The organism is Bradyrhizobium sp. (assembly GCF_035652035.1).
GTDB lineage: Bacteria > Pseudomonadota > Alphaproteobacteria > Rhizobiales > Xanthobacteraceae > Bradyrhizobium.
Map to the genome: position 1 here is coordinate 39,994 of NZ_DASREO010000041.1, position 14,635 is coordinate 54,628.

General features: G+C 62.5%; 15 protein-coding genes. 6 read left to right on the plus strand and 9 right to left on the minus strand.

Translation table 11 applies throughout. The annotated features are described in order from the left end of the window. Positions 1-98 precede the first annotated feature (98 nt). The 3 genes from VFB05_RS13155 to VFB05_RS13165 form a co-directional block, all read right to left on the minus strand. Positions 99-515, minus strand: a complete 417-nt coding sequence (locus VFB05_RS13155) for a DUF2946 family protein (RefSeq protein WP_325013003.1) — start codon at positions 513-515, stop codon at positions 99-101. Positions 516-866: 351 nt separating this feature from the next. Further along, on the minus strand, positions 867-1,871 hold the full coding sequence (locus tag VFB05_RS13160; protein WP_325013031.1) for a hypothetical protein: 1,005 nt from the start codon (positions 1,869-1,871) through the stop codon (positions 867-869). 62 nt (positions 1,872-1,933) lie between these two features. After that, entirely contained in the window at positions 1,934-2,836 is a 903-nt protein-coding gene (locus VFB05_RS13165; protein WP_325013033.1) for a metal ABC transporter substrate-binding protein, read from the minus strand. A gap of 223 nt (positions 2,837-3,059) precedes the next feature. On the opposite strand from VFB05_RS13165, the gene VFB05_RS13170 reads away from it, so the two are divergent. The 3 genes from VFB05_RS13170 (at position 3,060) to VFB05_RS13180 (ending at position 6,692) form a co-directional block, all read left to right on the plus strand. Next, complete coding sequence (locus VFB05_RS13170) at positions 3,060-4,031, plus strand: GTP-binding protein (protein ID WP_325013005.1); 972 nt, start codon at positions 3,060-3,062, stop codon at positions 4,029-4,031. An 889-nt stretch (positions 4,032-4,920) separates the two neighbouring features. After that, a complete protein-coding gene (locus tag VFB05_RS13175; RefSeq protein ID WP_325013007.1) occupies positions 4,921-5,562 on the plus strand; it encodes a DUF1007 family protein in 642 nt (213 codons plus the stop codon). Then, positions 5,559-6,692 (plus strand): nickel/cobalt transporter, encoded by a 1,134-nt coding sequence (locus tag VFB05_RS13180; RefSeq protein ID WP_325013009.1) that lies wholly within the window; start codon positions 5,559-5,561, stop codon positions 6,690-6,692. Before VFB05_RS13175 ends, VFB05_RS13180 begins: the two co-directional genes overlap by 4 nt. A gap of 200 nt (positions 6,693-6,892) precedes the next feature. Here VFB05_RS13180 and VFB05_RS13185 read toward each other — a convergent pair whose 3' ends face one another. Next, a complete protein-coding gene (locus VFB05_RS13185; RefSeq protein WP_325013011.1) occupies positions 6,893-7,231 on the minus strand; it encodes a hemerythrin domain-containing protein in 339 nt (112 codons plus the stop codon). Positions 7,232-7,796: 565 nt separating this feature from the next. Here VFB05_RS13185 and VFB05_RS13190 point away from each other — a divergent pair. Then, positions 7,797-8,768 carry a DUF2336 domain-containing protein gene (locus VFB05_RS13190; RefSeq protein ID WP_325013013.1) on the plus strand — a complete coding sequence of 324 codons (972 nt, stop codon included), beginning with the start codon at positions 7,797-7,799 and terminating at the stop codon, positions 8,766-8,768. Positions 8,769-8,881: 113 nt separating this feature from the next. Here VFB05_RS13190 and VFB05_RS13195 read toward each other — a convergent pair whose 3' ends face one another. The 5 genes from VFB05_RS13195 to VFB05_RS13215 form a co-directional block, all read right to left on the minus strand. After that, positions 8,882-9,280, minus strand: a complete 399-nt coding sequence (locus VFB05_RS13195; protein ID WP_325013015.1) for a VOC family protein — start codon at positions 9,278-9,280, stop codon at positions 8,882-8,884. 213 nt (positions 9,281-9,493) lie between these two features. Next, positions 9,494-9,799, minus strand: coding sequence for a hypothetical protein (locus VFB05_RS13200; protein WP_325013018.1), 306 nt, complete (start codon positions 9,797-9,799; stop codon positions 9,494-9,496). A gap of 205 nt (positions 9,800-10,004) precedes the next feature. Continuing rightward, positions 10,005-10,349, minus strand: a complete 345-nt coding sequence (locus VFB05_RS13205) for a DUF1491 family protein (protein WP_325013020.1) — start codon at positions 10,347-10,349, stop codon at positions 10,005-10,007. 121 nt (positions 10,350-10,470) lie between these two features. Next, positions 10,471-11,208 (minus strand): peptidoglycan-binding domain-containing protein, encoded by a 738-nt coding sequence (locus VFB05_RS13210; RefSeq protein WP_325013022.1) that lies wholly within the window; start codon positions 11,206-11,208, stop codon positions 10,471-10,473. Beyond that, positions 11,201-13,054, minus strand: a complete 1,854-nt coding sequence (locus VFB05_RS13215; RefSeq protein WP_325013024.1) for a PAS domain-containing sensor histidine kinase — start codon at positions 13,052-13,054, stop codon at positions 11,201-11,203. The genes VFB05_RS13210 and VFB05_RS13215 overlap by 8 nt, the downstream gene beginning before the upstream one ends. A gap of 448 nt (positions 13,055-13,502) precedes the next feature. Between VFB05_RS13215 and VFB05_RS13220 the strand changes: the two genes are divergently transcribed. Further along, entirely contained in the window at positions 13,503-13,934 is a 432-nt protein-coding gene (locus tag VFB05_RS13220; RefSeq protein WP_325013027.1) for a DUF5330 domain-containing protein, read from the plus strand. Between the two features lie 96 nt (positions 13,935-14,030). Further along, the gene (locus VFB05_RS13225; RefSeq protein WP_325013029.1) at positions 14,031-14,456 is read left to right on the plus strand and encodes a SufE family protein; all 426 of its coding nucleotides are present in this window, start codon (positions 14,031-14,033) and stop codon (positions 14,454-14,456) included. Positions 14,457-14,635: the final 179 nt, after the last annotated feature.

Here is a 14,635-nt window from a genome sequence, read left to right on the forward strand (position 1 = left end):
GACGGATTCCTGAAGCGCCTGCCGTCGACACGCGACGGGCTGATTCCAATTCATCCCTAGGATCGCGCGTGCGATCCCTGGGGAGCAGTCAATGGATGTCAGGAGATTGGAGGGGCGCGCGGCTGAAACGCGATGCGAACGGACGCGACGCGAACTGATTCGCCCCTGGTGGCCGGATGCGAGAGCTCGATGGCCTGCGGCAACGGCAATGCTGGCGGCGACGCGAACAACGCCGCGTTGGCCATCGCCATGACGGCGCAGATCGCGCAAACGTCGCCCGAGCGCTCGTCCGAGTCATGATTGGACGCAGGTTGCCGCTTGGAGCTGACCTCCGCGACTTGGCCCGAGAGGCGGCTGGCGACTGAGAGCCCCGACAGGACCGAGCCGACTTCAGGAGCCGACGCCGCAGCGGAAGCGATCGGGTGGAAATGACCGAACGACAACGCGAACTGGACGACAAGCGCAAGGAGCGCGATCCAGGACCCGCATTTGATATTCGACCGAACCCACGTCATGAGGTAACGCACCCTGTGTCGAAAGGCCTCAGGGTCAAGACCTTGTCAACGTTGCGGCAAGTTTCGCGGACTTGTCTGAACAGTGTCAACGGCAGCGATCCAAGTCTCGCCAGATTTCGGCCACTCTGTGGGATTTGCGCAACGCCTTGCACGATCTGTCGTCACAGATCCGCCATGCCCTGCCGGTCGCGAGACCCTGCGAGCCTGCATGCGTGGAGCTTCGAGACGCTAGGGTTTGGCGGCGGGAAAAGCGGGAAACGGACTGGCGCGGCCCCGGGACATCGAGGGAGATCGTCACCTTGCCGACGTCTTCGAACTCGATCGGGACCTTGTCGCGCAAGAGGCAAAAGCTCACTGCCCCTTGCAAATCGGCGTCGTCCCTTGCGGCGGTGCCGGATGATCCTTCTTGTATTGAGCGATGATCGGCTCAAGGGTTTCCCTTGGCCAAAACTTCGGAGAGCCGATTTCTCTCAAGCAGGAGGCGTTCCAATACAATCCCGCGACCGACAGCAACCGGCCGGCCGCCACTGTTCGCGCGACGGCTCCAATGTCGGCAGAATCAGGGTAAATGTAGAGCGTCGTCGGATCGTCCTTCACCATCGCGATGATTTGCCCGGCGTCTGATGGCGACCAACTGGTGCAGCCATTGCTGCGGCCGCCAGCGTATTCCACCAGGGTTCCAAACGGGACGTAACCGTCATGGTTTGCGGATGGACCGCGCGGATCTTTTCGAAGACAGACGTTCCTCAACAATTCGGCCGGATGCCCGCCGATCTCGCGCTCCCTGGCGTTTGCGGTCTCGCCTTCGCCGTCAAACTGAACGAATGGGCGTATCAAAACCGCGTCTTGTTTCGCTGAGACGCGGTAGTAACCTTTGAAAGACGTCTTCGTCTCGCTCGTCACATAGGCCCCGCCAGCCGTCAGTCTCGAATCCATCGCATTGCCGAAGTTCTTTGCGCACCGCCTGCCATTTGCGAAATCCGCGATGCCTTTCAAGTCTCGCCCGCCGCCGTGCCCCGCCGAAATCGCCTGAAATGATCGGTCGCGTTCGCAGATGACGTAGAACCGGCGTCCCAATTTGCCGTCGCCTAGATCGTTGGGACGCGTAGCGTCCATGGCGAAGTAGCAGGGATTTTTGATAGCACCGTTACTCATTTTTTGCTGGTAGAGCGCGCGCGCCCTTTGCAAGACCACTTGGGCGATTTGCCCCTCACCGTCGCCGACATGGACCTTCAGCCAAGCCGGAATGTCCGTTGATTGCTGCGCGGCAAATGACCGCGGCGACGCCAATAGGGCGACGATGATGAGGAGGCCGAAGATGCAGCCGACAGCGTGAAGGAGTGGTCTTAACCGCATCGAATCAATACTCCTGTCGAAGCGTGCTGCATGCTGTTCAAGCATTGTGGCGTGCTCAACCGTTACTCCTGGATCACGCGGCTGGACAAAGCCGGCGAGTTCGCTAGGGCGCGCACAATCGTCCTGACGTTGTGCCTGACCATCTCGATGTAGCTCGGAGCCGGGCCATTCTCCCCGGTCAGGCTATCCGAATAAAGCGTTCCGCCGATCGCAGCACCCGTCTCGGAGGCAATCTGGCGCATCAGTCTGGGGTCGCTGATATTCTCCAGGAACACCGCTGGGATCTTCTCTTTCCTGATCTGCGCAATGATGGTCGCGATATCCCGCGCGCTCGGCTCGGTTTCGGTCGAAACGCCCTGGGGCGCCATGAACATGATGTCGTAGGCGGCGGCGAAATAGCCAAAGGCATCATGGGTCGAAATCACCCTGCGCCGCTCGACAGGGATCGTCGCGAGCGCCTTGCGAACCTCGTGGTCAAGCGAGGTCAGCTTGGCCAGATAGGCCGAGGCATTGGCTCTATACGTCGCGGCGTTGGTGGGATCGGCGGCAACCATGGCATCGCGGATATTGGCGACATAGATCTCGGCGTTTGCAACAGACTGCCAGGCGTGCGGATCCACCGACCCTGCGCCACGATCACGGCTCAGTCCTTCGCCGGCGGCGACCTTGCGAGGCACGATGCCGCGGGTTGCGACAACGGTGGTGGCATTGCCGCCGGATGACTTGACCAGCCGCGGTAGCCAACCCTCCAAGCCGAGGCCGTTGACGATCACAAGCCTGGCGTTCCTGATCGCTTCCGCATCAGCGGCCGTCGGCGAATAGACGTGTACGTCACCGTTGGGACCGACCAGCGTCGTGACGTCGACCCGATCACCGCCAACATTTCTGGCGAAATCGCCGAGGATCGAAAATGTCGCCACCACCTTTAGCTTCGATGCTTCCTGTTGGGCAGCGGCGGGCAACATCGCCGCGGCCGCTGCGAGGCCAACCAAAATCAACAACAGAGACCGTCGAAAGAAGCCGTCGGCGGGTGCTCGACTGTCGCGACACAACTCATACAAGTGTGGCACTCCGAATTGCTTGAATGATGGAACCCGGATCTGGCGGTAGCTGACCCGCTTCTTTCCCTTGTATCCTCTGAGATTTGATGTAATGTTATAACATTGCATATCCCGGAGGGAAATAGCCATGCCCGATGCTGCGACACGGATTCCCGTCACGGTTCTGACGGGCTATCTCGGCTCCGGGAAGACGACACTGCTCAACCGCATTCTTTCCGAGACGCACGGCAAGCGGTTTGCCGTGATCGTGAACGAATTCGGAGAGGTCGGTATCGACAACGATCTCATCGTCGACGCGGACGAAGAAATCTTCGAGATGAACAACGGTTGCATCTGCTGCACGGTTCGCGGCGACCTCATCCGTATCATCGCGGGGCTGATGCGGCGTAGCCAAGCCTTCGACGGCATCGTCGTCGAGACCACGGGGCTCGCAGACCCTGCCCCTGTAGCTCAGACCTTTTTTGTCGATGAGGACGTCCGCCGCAAGACGAAGCTCGACGCCATCATCACCGTCGCGGATGCCAGGCATCTCCTCGAACAGATTGATCGGGCGCCGGAAGCGCAGGAACAACTGGCTTTCGCCGACGTCGTGCTCGTCAACAAGGTCGATCTTGTCGATGCGGAGGGCCTCGCAACGGTCGAACGCCGTGTCCGAAGCATCAACCCATATGCGACCATTCACAGAACGGAGCGTTGTGGTCTCGACCTCGCCAAGGTATTGGGCCGAGATGCCTTTAGTCTCGAGCGCATCCTCGAAGCCGAGCCGGGATTCCTGACAGAAGACCACGATCACGAGCACGACGACAGGATCGGCAGCCTGTCCCTGGTCGCCGATCGACCGATGAAGCCCAACAGGTTCGTGTCATGGATTCAGGATGTCACCCAGCGCTTTGGTCCGGACATCCTGCGCATGAAGGGCATCGCATCTATCGAGGATGACGATCGGCAGTTCGTCGTTCAGAGCGTGCACATGCTCATCGAGGGAGGAAGCCGGCGTCCCTGGAAGGAGCAGGAGCCGCGGCAGACGCGGCTTGTTTTCATCGGGCGTGACCTGCCAAAGGACCTGCTGAGGCAAGGCTTTGAAGCCTGCTGTGCCTGAGGGAATGTGGATGGGCGAGATCGTAGGATTTGTTTCGAAGTCCGAGCTTGAGCGGGTTCGGCTCATTCGCGAGGCCCGCGCGATATACGACAGCATCTTTCCACCGGCCGATGCGGTCCGCGCGGGGCCGGACGGTAACGGAAGCGGGCTGGAGACGCCGGCTCGTCGAAAGGAAACGTCCGCGTGACGGGGCGTTCGTAGCCCCTCGATCGCCACATTTTGCTCGTCCATTGCCGGAGTGATTGCCGATGCAGCGGCCATGGCGCGCATTCGGCCGATGGGGTTAGCTCGAGGCTCCAGACCTTGGAAGGGGGACGGCTCGTTGGCAGGGGCGAAAGCAATGTTCGCGCGGGCGTTCGCCCGGCGATGCGGAGCCTGTCTTGCGCTCGTGGCGCTGTTGCTGCAGCTCGCGCTGTCATTCGCGCATGTCCACAAGCATGATCTCGCCTTTTCAGGATTCAACCGCTCCGATGTCGTGAGCGCCGGACCCGCCCGGCCAACACGGCAAGCCGTAACGCAGCAGCCGTCGCGCCTGGCCGATGACGATGACCACTGCCCAATCTGCTTCTCGGGCTTCCTGCTGTCGAACTCGTCGCTGCCCGATGCTCCGGTAACCTGCGTTCGCTGCAATTCGCCGAGGTTGACCGTAGGTTCAATCCGGTTTCCTACCAGGTGGTTCAACCGCGCCACGTGGCATTCCTGTCGCGCGCGCCCCCCGTCGCCTGACTCCTGACTTGCTGCCACCTCCGCGCCTGCGGCCTCACAAGACTGGTGTGGCACGGCACAAGGCGCATGCGTCAAATAGTGCGCGATCACGCTCCGATGCGCGTTTGAGACCACCGTTACCGCTTGTTGCGGAGCCCTCATTCCTCGATTCGGCAGATCTATCATGATCAAACGCACATGTTGCTCCTGCGCGATCCTTCTCCTGTTGTTATCCGTCAACCGCACCGAGGCGCATCCGCATGTCTGGGTCACGTTCCACAGCGACGTGCTCTACGCCGCTGACGGCACCATGACAGGTGTCCGCCACGCCTGGACTTTCGATGAGATGTTTTCGGCCTATGCGCTGCAGGGCACTTCCCACGCCAAGAAGGGCCAGTACACACGCCAGGAACTGGCCTCGCTCGCCCAGACCAACGTGGATTCGCTCAAGGAATACGACTACTTCACCTATGCACGCGCCGACGACGGCAAGAAGCTGAAATTCGGTGACGCGGTCGACTACTGGCTCGACTACAAGAAGGCCGCCCTCACGCTGCATTTCACCCTGCCATTGAAAGCGCCCGCCTCCGCCAAGGCCATCAAGATCGAGGTCTACGACCCCTCGATCTTTGTGGATTTCGAGTTCGCCAAGGACGGTCCGGTTTCGTTGAGCGGCGCGCCGCAATGCGTCGTAAGCTACGATCTGCCGCACCAGCCGACGCCGGCCGAGCAGGCCCGGCTCAGCCAGCTCGATGCCGTGCCGCTCGATGCCTCCAGCACCTATGGCGAAATCTTCGCCAACAAGATCCTGGTGAAATGCCCATGAACAGATCGCATGCTGCCGCCCTGACTGCGCTAGCGGCGATCCTCATCGCCTGCACGACCGGTATCCATTCAGCATGGAGCGCGCCGTTTGGCGCGCCGCATCCTGTAGCCGCTATACCCACGTCCAGCCTGATGGGTTGGATTTTTGCCGAGCAGGCCGCTTTCTACCGTTCGCTCTCGGGCTTCATCCTGGCAGCCAAGGAGGACGGCACCGCGATGTGGGAGCTGTTCGGCATCTCCTTCGTCTATGGCGTTTTCCATGCAGTCGGCCCAGGGCATGGCAAGGCCGTGATCTCATCCTACCTCGTCGCCAATGAGGAAACTTGGCGCCGCGGTGTTGTGCTGTCATTTGTGTCTGCGGCCGTCCAATCGATGGTCGCCATCATCGTCGTAGCCATCGCTGCCATCCTGCTTGGTGCAACCGCGAAGGCGATCGGACTGACCGTCCATCTGGTCGAGATCACAAGTTATGCTCTCGTCATCCTGATCGGCCTGCGCCTTCTCTATGTCAAAGGCCGCGGCTTCCTGATCGCCTCCCGCGAACTGAGTTGGCATCAAGCGTCCGACCTCGCCTTCGCGTCGGCTTCGACTGCAAAGGGCCCGAGTACCACGACCTTCCACTTGCCCGAGGAAAGGCCACGCGCGGTGGCCATGCGCGGCGGCCAATGCCAGATCGATGGATGCACCGCTCATGCCCACGGCTTCCAGTGCCACCACGATCATGAGCACCATGAATCGGCCTGGGGCCACGCGCATGCGCCCGAGCCGGCCTTGCTCGCCGGCGCGGGCGGGTGGCGGCGGGGGCTCGCCGCAGTAATCGCGGTCGGCCTGAGGCCCTGCTCCGGCGCGATCATCGTCCTGATCTTCGCACTGGCGCAGGATCTGTTCTGGACCGGGGTGGGCGCAACGCTGATCATGGGATTGGGGACGGCCGCGACGGTCGCGGCAATCGCAACCCTCGCAGTCAGTGCACGCGGACTCGCTAGCCGTTTCGCCCGAACGCGGGCGGGGCTCGGCATGCTGGCGATGCGCGCGATCGAGGCCGGCGCAGCGGCGCTTATTGTCGCGTTCGGCATCCTGCTGCTCGCGGGCTACATGGCCAGCGAGCAACTCTGGATGTTCACCGGGTAGATTTAGCGCGATTGTGCACACTGGACCAGATCTGTGATCCCGCCTCAACTTTGCGTTCGGGCGATCAACCGACACCGCTTCGGTTACCAGGGCATCGAGCCGCGCCGTCTGCGCTCGACTACGCACCTCCGGTCGCAACGAGAAGCCCGAGCGGATCCGGCGGCCATCCGAGCCTAGCACGCCGCGTGATGCTGATTGCGCTATGCCTTCGGTGTAAACTGCGTGAGGTCGTAGAGCCCGACCTTCTTCTCAAGCTCGGCCACCTGGGCGACGGCCTTCTCGAAACCGTCCTCGCCGAAATGCTGATGTTCGCGCTTCTCCATCTCTTCGCCGATGGCATCGAACTCATGGCCGGAGACGATGTCGCGGAGCTTCGGAAACAGTAGGGTGTCCTCACGCGCCGCGTGCGGCCGGTACATCGTGATGAATGCCTGCGTGGCGCTGACGCAGCTCCGCTTTGCTTCGGCCTCGCTACGGACCTGCCCCGCAGATTCGAGTATCTTGCGCGTGACTTTACGGCCGGCCTGGTGCTGCTCCAATAGTGTTGAGACGAGGTCGACAAGCGGTTCGCTTTGCGGAAACGCGGGAAGAGGAAATCCTCTTCGGACTTTTCGTGATAGTTCTCGATGAAATCCTGCACGAGCTTGGCGGAATCCGAGATCACCGCGGGGTCAAAATCCTCATTGGCCGAAAGTCGCCTGACCGCTGCATCGTAAATGAGCAGCACGCGGTCGAGCACGCCGTGCTCGCGCATCAGGTCTTCCGGTGGCGTGACGTCCTCGGCCTGCTCACCGTGCCTCTCATTCTTCGCCCAGGCATGCGAGACAACCGTGACAGATGCGGCAGCAAATCCGGCTTGCAACAGGGCGCGGCGTGGGGGTTTGGTCAGGGTCATGGCACAATCTCCAACAGCCCCTCGGCATAGAAGCAGCCTGCGCGCCGATGTTCCATCACAAGGGGCGGCCGGGACCACGGACCGTGCAATCGAAATTCTTTAGGAATTTCAGTTTGTTAAAAATGCCAAGGACGCATTAATCTTAACGAGCTGTTAAAGCACCTTGCCCTAGACTTGTGCGAAGTTCGAACAAGTCGCGTTCAGTTTTCATGACCAGACCTCCGCTCTTTCCGGGCTTCGACGGGTTGCTGACGCTGTCGCGCCGTGAAGGCGTCGACATCAGGCCTACGCTGTTGCGCGTGCTGACCGATCTCTACGTCCAGGCCAGCGCCCATTCGAGCGACGAGGCGCGGCAATTCATCGAGCTCACCTCGCGCCTGATCGACGAGGTCGACGACGCAACGCGCGCGGCCGTGCGCGCGCGACTTGCGGTCTATCCGGGCACGCCGCCGGAAGTGCTGCGCAAGCTCGGCCTGCGGCCTGTCGATCCCGATCTGCCGGTGCCGCTCGCCGAGGAAATCGCCGCACCCGCACCCGTCGTTGAAACATCGCGCGGGCTCGCCGAGATCACCCCGCGAATGGCGAACCATCTTGCCATGCAGCCGAAGGACGCAGCCGAAATCCACGAGCTGTTCTTTCGTGCGAGCGGCAGCGAACGCGTCTCGATCCTGCACAGCCTTGCCGACGCTCCGCTGAAGGCCGCGCCGCGCATTCCGGACAAGTTGACAAAGCGCGCCATCGAGACGCTCGAGATGGCGGCGTTTGCCGCCGATGTCGACAATTTCAAGCTCGAGGTCAGCGAGAGCCTGATCCTGCCGATGCGGCTTGCGGGCGAGATCGTCGATGATGCCGGCGGCGAGCCGCTGGCGGTGGCGATGCGCGCCCTTGCGATGCCGAGCCCCGCGTTTCAACGCGTGCTGTTGTTTCTCAAGCAAGAGATCGGCAGCTCCGTGCACATGGTCTACCGGCTGTCGCGGCTCTATGATCGCCTCAGCGAGCGCTCGGCGCTGGTGATGCTGGCGGCCTGGCGCGGCGCGACGACTGCAACGGCCCGTGCGAAATTCCGCCCGACGCTCTACGACGACGAACGCCAGCGCGCCCGCGGCGCAGGCGCCATCGCGCGCAGCACCGTGCAGCCTGGCGCAAGCCCGCCCGCGCGCACCGGGACGGACGGGTCGTAGGCGCTATGGCGAGTTCTTCGTCATGCGAGCACGGTGCACAGCACCGAACCCGGAATCTCAGGATTCTCGGACTGGCCTAATCGAGGAAGGAGCACGAAATCCTCCTTCCCGATTCATCGCGATCCAAACCGTTTTTTGGCGGCTTCGCTGACGGGCGTGTAAAGTCCCACGAGCGTTCCTTCGGGATCGCGAAATTGAGCCGCGCAGTTTCCCCAGGGCATCAGCCTTGGCTCCTGAACGACCTCCACTTGATCTTTCAATCTCGCAAACTCGGCCTCGATGTCATCGACCTGGAACTCGAGAATAGCGGTTCGATTGGCAGCAGGCTCTGCGCTCCCCTCCTTGAATAGCGCGACCGTCTCGACGCTACCGATGGCGAGCGTTGCCGAAGGGGTGACTATTTCGGCGAACACAGGCGCCAGCCACTCCGCCGTTTTGCCTGTCACTTTCTCGTAAAAGCTGACAAGCGTCTTGATGTCAGCAGCAATTAGACGGGTCGAAGCAAATTTCATGCGATCTCCTGCAGGTTCCCTATGGCTCTGTTGCGACGATTGCCTCGTAACACCATGCTGCTGACAGCATCCTGTCAGCAGGAGCCAGCATCGATGCGGCGCGCAGGCCCGAAGGTGAAGATCGAGGTGGCGTCGTGTAAGTCAGCAATCCCCTTCTGACCCGAAACCGGCATCATCGCTGATGTGATCTGGCCTAAACTGTGCGACGGACAATCATCGATAGTCCCTAAGCAAAAGAGCCAGTTTGGCCCCTTCAGCGTATGTCAACGTGGGATCAATGCCTGCCGCGTACTTTCTGATTTCATCGATTACCGAGCGCATGCGAGCTTCGTCGTCAGCCCCGACCGTTGCGTGAAACTTCTTCATTAAGGAGACATTCTCAGCGACCTGCTTAGCGAGTGGCTCAAGTTCGGCGTTGCTGCGCATCGGCTCGCGGGCGGTTATCGAAGCAGGAAGGGGCGACGCCTCAGCCTTCGGACTGAAAAGCTTCAAAGTTCCCCTCGGCCTTTCATCTTTCATGGATTGGTCTCGTTTGGCCAGGAAGCGCTGCGCGTAACAATACCATAATGGCTTAGCGCGCGGCGAGGTCCGCTGTTGGCCCGACGCGCCCGTCCCGGAATGTCTGCGCTCGCGCTGTTGTTCGGGCCTAAGCGGAGACCAATCCCGCTCTGGTTTATGGGTACACGCCTGGTTCGCCTCTTCGAGGCGCCCCGGAATGACGGGGTCACGCGGCGGCCAGATCCAGAAAATGCCGGCCTTGCTTGTCCTCGGTCTCCACGATCCAGGCATCTGGATCGAAGCGGATTTCCCTGAGGAGGCGCTCTTCGACCGCGGATTCCGGCAGCGGGTCCTTGGCGATGGGCACGAAGAAGCGGTCGATCGGACGGCTGTCGTCATAGACCGTCTGCGGCGCCGGCACATACAGCATCGCATTGCCGTCGAGCGTCGCGACCTTGACAAAGACGGCGCCCGCCTCCTCCGCGCCACGCCGCCGCACCGCGCTGAAGGCGCCCGCGACCTGACAGCGGCGCAGATAGGCGCCGACCCATATGTTGGTTTTCAATCGCATGGACCGGACGATAGGCGAGCGCTGAAGCGAAGGCTAGGGGCGAATGGCGAGTAGCGAATGGCGAATAGTTTTTCTTCTATTCGCCACTCGCTATTCGCCATTTGCTATTCGCCACTCGCCCCTACTCCACCGCATGCCCGGTCGCAGCATAGAGCTCGCGCACCAGGCGGTCGGAGACCTGGCCATCCACCGGCAGCCGGCGCTCGCGCTCGAAATGCTCGATCGCGGCCCTGGTATCGGGGCCGAGAATGCCGGTCGGCTTGAGCTGCGCGTAGCCGTACTCGGTGAGCACGCGCTGCACGGCGAGTATGCGTTTGGCACCACCGATCGAGCCGGTGACGGGGATCGATGCCGGTGGCCGCAGCGCGTTTGACGGCGGCGCCGGCGTTGACGTGGTGGCCTTGACCAGGTTGGCCATGGGATCGTTGGCGCGCGCGTCATTGCCTCTCGGCTCGGCCGCCCGCGGCACCACCGCGCGTTGCTCGACCTGCTTCGGCTCCGGCGGCGGCTCGACCGGCTTGGGATCGAACAGGCTGGAGTCGGACCGCTTCGGCTCATTGATCGCCAGCGCATCGGCCTCAGCAGGCCTCGGCCGTGGCAACGGATTTGGCATCAACAGGGCGGTCGAGGACGGGACGGCGCTGCCGAACATCGGCGCCGGATGCGGGCCGCTCTGCAGGAACAGCGCATTGGCGATGATGGCACTCGCGGCGGCAAAGGCGATCAGACCTGCCAGCATGTCCTTGGGGCTGTAGAGCAGCACGCGCAGCAACAGGCCGCGCTCGGGCTCAGCCACGGCTGCAGCTGCGCCACGGCGGCGTCGCGGGGTCTCGTCATCGCCGGCTTTCTTCCTAGGCACTTTTTTTCACACTCTGCTTCACGCTTTGATCTGTCTGGACGGCCGTCTGGACCGTCGTCTCTTGCGGCAGGAGACGCGCCGGCGGTGTCAGCGTTGCGATCTTGCTGGCGACCGGCGGGGCTTGCGGCTTTTCGAACACCAGCGGCATCACCACGGTAACCGTGGTGCCCTCGTCCACCTTGCTTTGCACCTTAAACTCACCGGAATGTAATGCAACGAGGCTCTTCACGATCGAAAGCCCGAGGCCGGTGCCTTCGTGGCGACGCTGATAGGTGGTGCCGGCCTGGAAGAACGGTGCACCGATCAGCTTCAGATCGTCCGGCCCGATCCCGACGCCGGTGTCGGTCACGCGCAGCACAAGCCGCGTGCCCTCCGCCTCCGCCGCGACCGTCACCTTGCCGCCGCGCTCGGTGAACTTGATGGCATTGGAAACGAGGTTGAGCACGATCTGCTTGAACGCGCGCGGATCGGCGCTCAAGAGCGGCAGGTCCTGCGGCACATTGGCGACGAGGTCGACGCCATTCTCGCGCGCCTTCAAGGCGAGAAGATTGCAGCAATTGATCACGGCCGAGCGCGCCGCGAACGGCTCCGGCGCGATCTCGAAATTGCCGGTCTCCATCTTGGACATGTCGAGAATGCCGTTGACGACGTCGAGCAGATGCTGCCCGGAATCATTGATCAACTGCGCATACTCCTTGCGCCGCGCCGCATCCAGCTTCAGGCCGTCTTCCTTGGTGATCATCTCGGAGAAGCCGATGATCGCGTTCAATGGCGTGCGCAGCTCGTGGCTCATGGTGGCAAGGAAGCGCGTCTTGGCAGCGTCGGCCGCTTCCGCCGCGCTGCGCGCGAGATCCAGCGCCTGCTCCTGCAGCTTGCGGTCGGTGATGTCGCGCATCACGGCGACGACCTCGGCCTCGCCGGAATCCGCGGTCGAATGTTCGAAGGGCCGGCAGCGCATCTCGACCCAGATGAAGTCGACGACGCCCCGCGCGGTGTCGCGCTTGACGCGGAACTCGACGCTCCTGGCCTCCCCGCCGCGTGCGGCCTCGGACAGTGCGGTGAGATAAGCGGGCCGGTCGGCGACATGGACGCGGTCGAACAGGCCATGCCCATTCAGCTCGAGGGCCGGCACGCCAAGCAAGGTTTCGACGGCCGGCGAGATGAATTGCACCGCGCCGTTGCGACGATGGCGCGAGATCACGTCGCTCATGTTGAGCGCGAGCAGGCGATAGCGCTCCTCCTCGCGCGAGATCAAGGCAACGCTGGTGCGCGCCAGCGATTCGGCGCCGAATGCCAGGCCCGCGGCGTAAAGCGTCGCGGAGGCCACGCCGAACGCCATCATCATGGCCTGCCGCGGCGTGCTGGCCTCGGCCTGGGCCAGCAGGTCGAAATGGCCGAGCGCGATCAGAAGCGCCGCACAGGATAAGGCCAGGAGTGAAGCGAATGCGACCACGCGGCGCGAGGCCGACAGCGCGGCTTCCAGGGGAACCAGCACGAGCCAGACGGCTGCGAAGGATGCAATCCCGCCGGTCGTCATCGCGACCGCCATGACGAGACAGGCGAGCGCGAGCGAGGACAGCACGTGGGCGCTTTCATAGCGGCCGGTGCGCGACAGGAACCAGGACAACAGGATCGGCGCGGTCAGCCAGGTGAACCCTGCAACCTCCAGCGCGCTTGGCGCGCCGCGCGCGACCAGATAGACCGGAAAGGCTGCGAATGCCGCGAGGCTTCCGAGCAGCCGCGGGGCGATGAAGGCGCGATGGCGAGCGCGGGTCAACGCATCGAAGCGCGCCGACGGGTGCAGCAGCGCATCGAGGCAATCGCGGATGATGTTCAAAACGGTCACGACACTCGCGCCTCGGCTGTTCGTCGGTCAGACGTGCCGGTACGCCCCCCTTCGCATGCCGCACCGTGTCAGAGTGACCTTAAACGAACGCTAAGGTGGAGCGGACTGCGGCAAAACACCGGGTGTTCGCGGCGCTTTTGCCCGCAAACGTGCACGCTATTCGACGCGGATGGTGAACGACAGGTTTCTGCGCGCAGCCTTTTACGATTTCGAAAGGCTCGATGCGCGCGGAGCTTGCAGCACGCCTCAAGCGAATCACAGGAAACCGTAAACCTGCGGGCGCGGAACCACCCGGCGATTTTTTTGGCCAAATGCGCCTCAAATTAAGCTCACCGCAATCACTTGGGCTTTATCGAAGGCTCTCAAAGGGCCGCGCGCCTTGCGAGCCGGAATCGCAAAGCGCAGCACAACAAGCGGACGTGACGCAAGGACGACCGGGGTCGCGACAATGTTCTTTCTGCTGCGCATGGCATTCTGGCTCGGGCTCGTGCTCGTGCTGCTGCCGCGGGACAAGACGCCCGAATCGCAGAAGCTCCCGCAGATCAGCGTGTCCGACGCGGTGACGGCTGCAAGCGCCGCCGTGTCCGATATGAGCCAGTTCTGCAAGCGCCAGCCGCAGGCCTGCGAGGTCGGCGGCCAGGCCGCAACCGTGATCGGCGTGCGGGCCCAGGAAGGCGCGCGCAAGATCTACCAGACCATCACCGACAAGCCCGAGAACAAGATCGAGAACAAGACGGACAGGAAGCCCGAAGCGGACAAGAAGTCGCCGGACCACACCGGCTCGATCGGCGGCGAGGGTATTGACATCCTGCAGCCCGATGTACCGCGCGACACCCTGACGCCGGACGATCTTGCGGTGGAATGGCGCGGATTGCCCTGAAAACCGCCTGATGGACGCCGCAAACGCCCGCCGGAACATATCGCTTTCGGCGCCGCGCGATCCTATATAGACCGTATGGGATCAACACGGGCTGCCATGACCACGATCGACGATATCAGGGACAATTTTGCGCTGCTGGAGGACTGGGACGACCGTTACCGGTATGTCATAGAGCTCGGCCGCACACTGGATCCGCTGCCCGAGGCCGAGCATTCGGCCGAGAACAAGGTGCAGGGCTGCGTCAGCCAGGTCTGGCTATCGAAACAACTCGAGCGCAATGGCGCCGACGTAGTGCTCAACTATCGCGGCGACAGCGACGCCCATATCGTGCGCGGCCTGATCGCGATCCTGCTCACGCTGTATTCCGGCAAGAGCCCGCAGCACATCCTTGCCACCAACGCGATCGAGGTGTTCGACGAATTCGGCTTTCGCGATCACCTGACGCCGCAGCGTTCCAACGGCCTGCGCTCCATGGTCGAGCGCATCCGCAACGACGCCCGCGCGGCGCTGGCGACGGCCTGACCGCCGTCATTTCGAACCCAGCCGTCATTGCGAGCGAAGCGAAGATTCCATGGGGAGTGGATAGCGACCAGTTCTGAAGCCAGACTGAGGTTGCTCAAACCACTCACCTGGAGACGAACGATGTTGCTCGATCATGCTACCGACAGACCGACCGCTATCCGCACCCAGTTTGGCGCAAT

What these genes read in the sequence shown, in the direction of transcription:
- VFB05_RS13195 (WP_325013015.1), bottom strand. Translation starts at nt 9,280, where the DNA reads ATGAAATTTGCTTCGACCCGTCTAATTGCTGCTGACATCAAGACGCTT.
- VFB05_RS13205 (WP_325013020.1), bottom strand. Translation starts at nt 10,349, where the DNA reads ATGCGATTGAAAACCAACATATGGGTCGGCGCCTATCTGCGCCGCTGT.
- VFB05_RS13175 (WP_325013007.1), top strand. Translation starts at nt 4,921, where the DNA reads ATGATCAAACGCACATGTTGCTCCTGCGCGATCCTTCTCCTGTTGTTA.
- VFB05_RS13160 (WP_325013031.1), bottom strand. Translation starts at nt 1,871, where the DNA reads ATGCGGTTAAGACCACTCCTTCACGCTGTCGGCTGCATCTTCGGCCTC.
- VFB05_RS13180 (WP_325013009.1), top strand. Translation starts at nt 5,559, where the DNA reads ATGAACAGATCGCATGCTGCCGCCCTGACTGCGCTAGCGGCGATCCTC.
- VFB05_RS13200 (WP_325013018.1), bottom strand. Translation starts at nt 9,799, where the DNA reads ATGAAAGATGAAAGGCCGAGGGGAACTTTGAAGCTTTTCAGTCCGAAG.
- VFB05_RS13170 (WP_325013005.1), top strand. Translation starts at nt 3,060, where the DNA reads ATGCCCGATGCTGCGACACGGATTCCCGTCACGGTTCTGACGGGCTAT.
- VFB05_RS13190 (WP_325013013.1), top strand. Translation starts at nt 7,797, where the DNA reads ATGACCAGACCTCCGCTCTTTCCGGGCTTCGACGGGTTGCTGACGCTG.
- VFB05_RS13220 (WP_325013027.1), top strand. Translation starts at nt 13,503, where the DNA reads ATGTTCTTTCTGCTGCGCATGGCATTCTGGCTCGGGCTCGTGCTCGTG.
- VFB05_RS13225 (WP_325013029.1), top strand. Translation starts at nt 14,031, where the DNA reads ATGACCACGATCGACGATATCAGGGACAATTTTGCGCTGCTGGAGGAC.
- VFB05_RS13155 (WP_325013003.1), bottom strand. Translation starts at nt 515, where the DNA reads ATGACGTGGGTTCGGTCGAATATCAAATGCGGGTCCTGGATCGCGCTC.
- VFB05_RS13165 (WP_325013033.1), bottom strand. Translation starts at nt 2,836, where the DNA reads ATGTTGCCCGCCGCTGCCCAACAGGAAGCATCGAAGCTAAAGGTGGTG.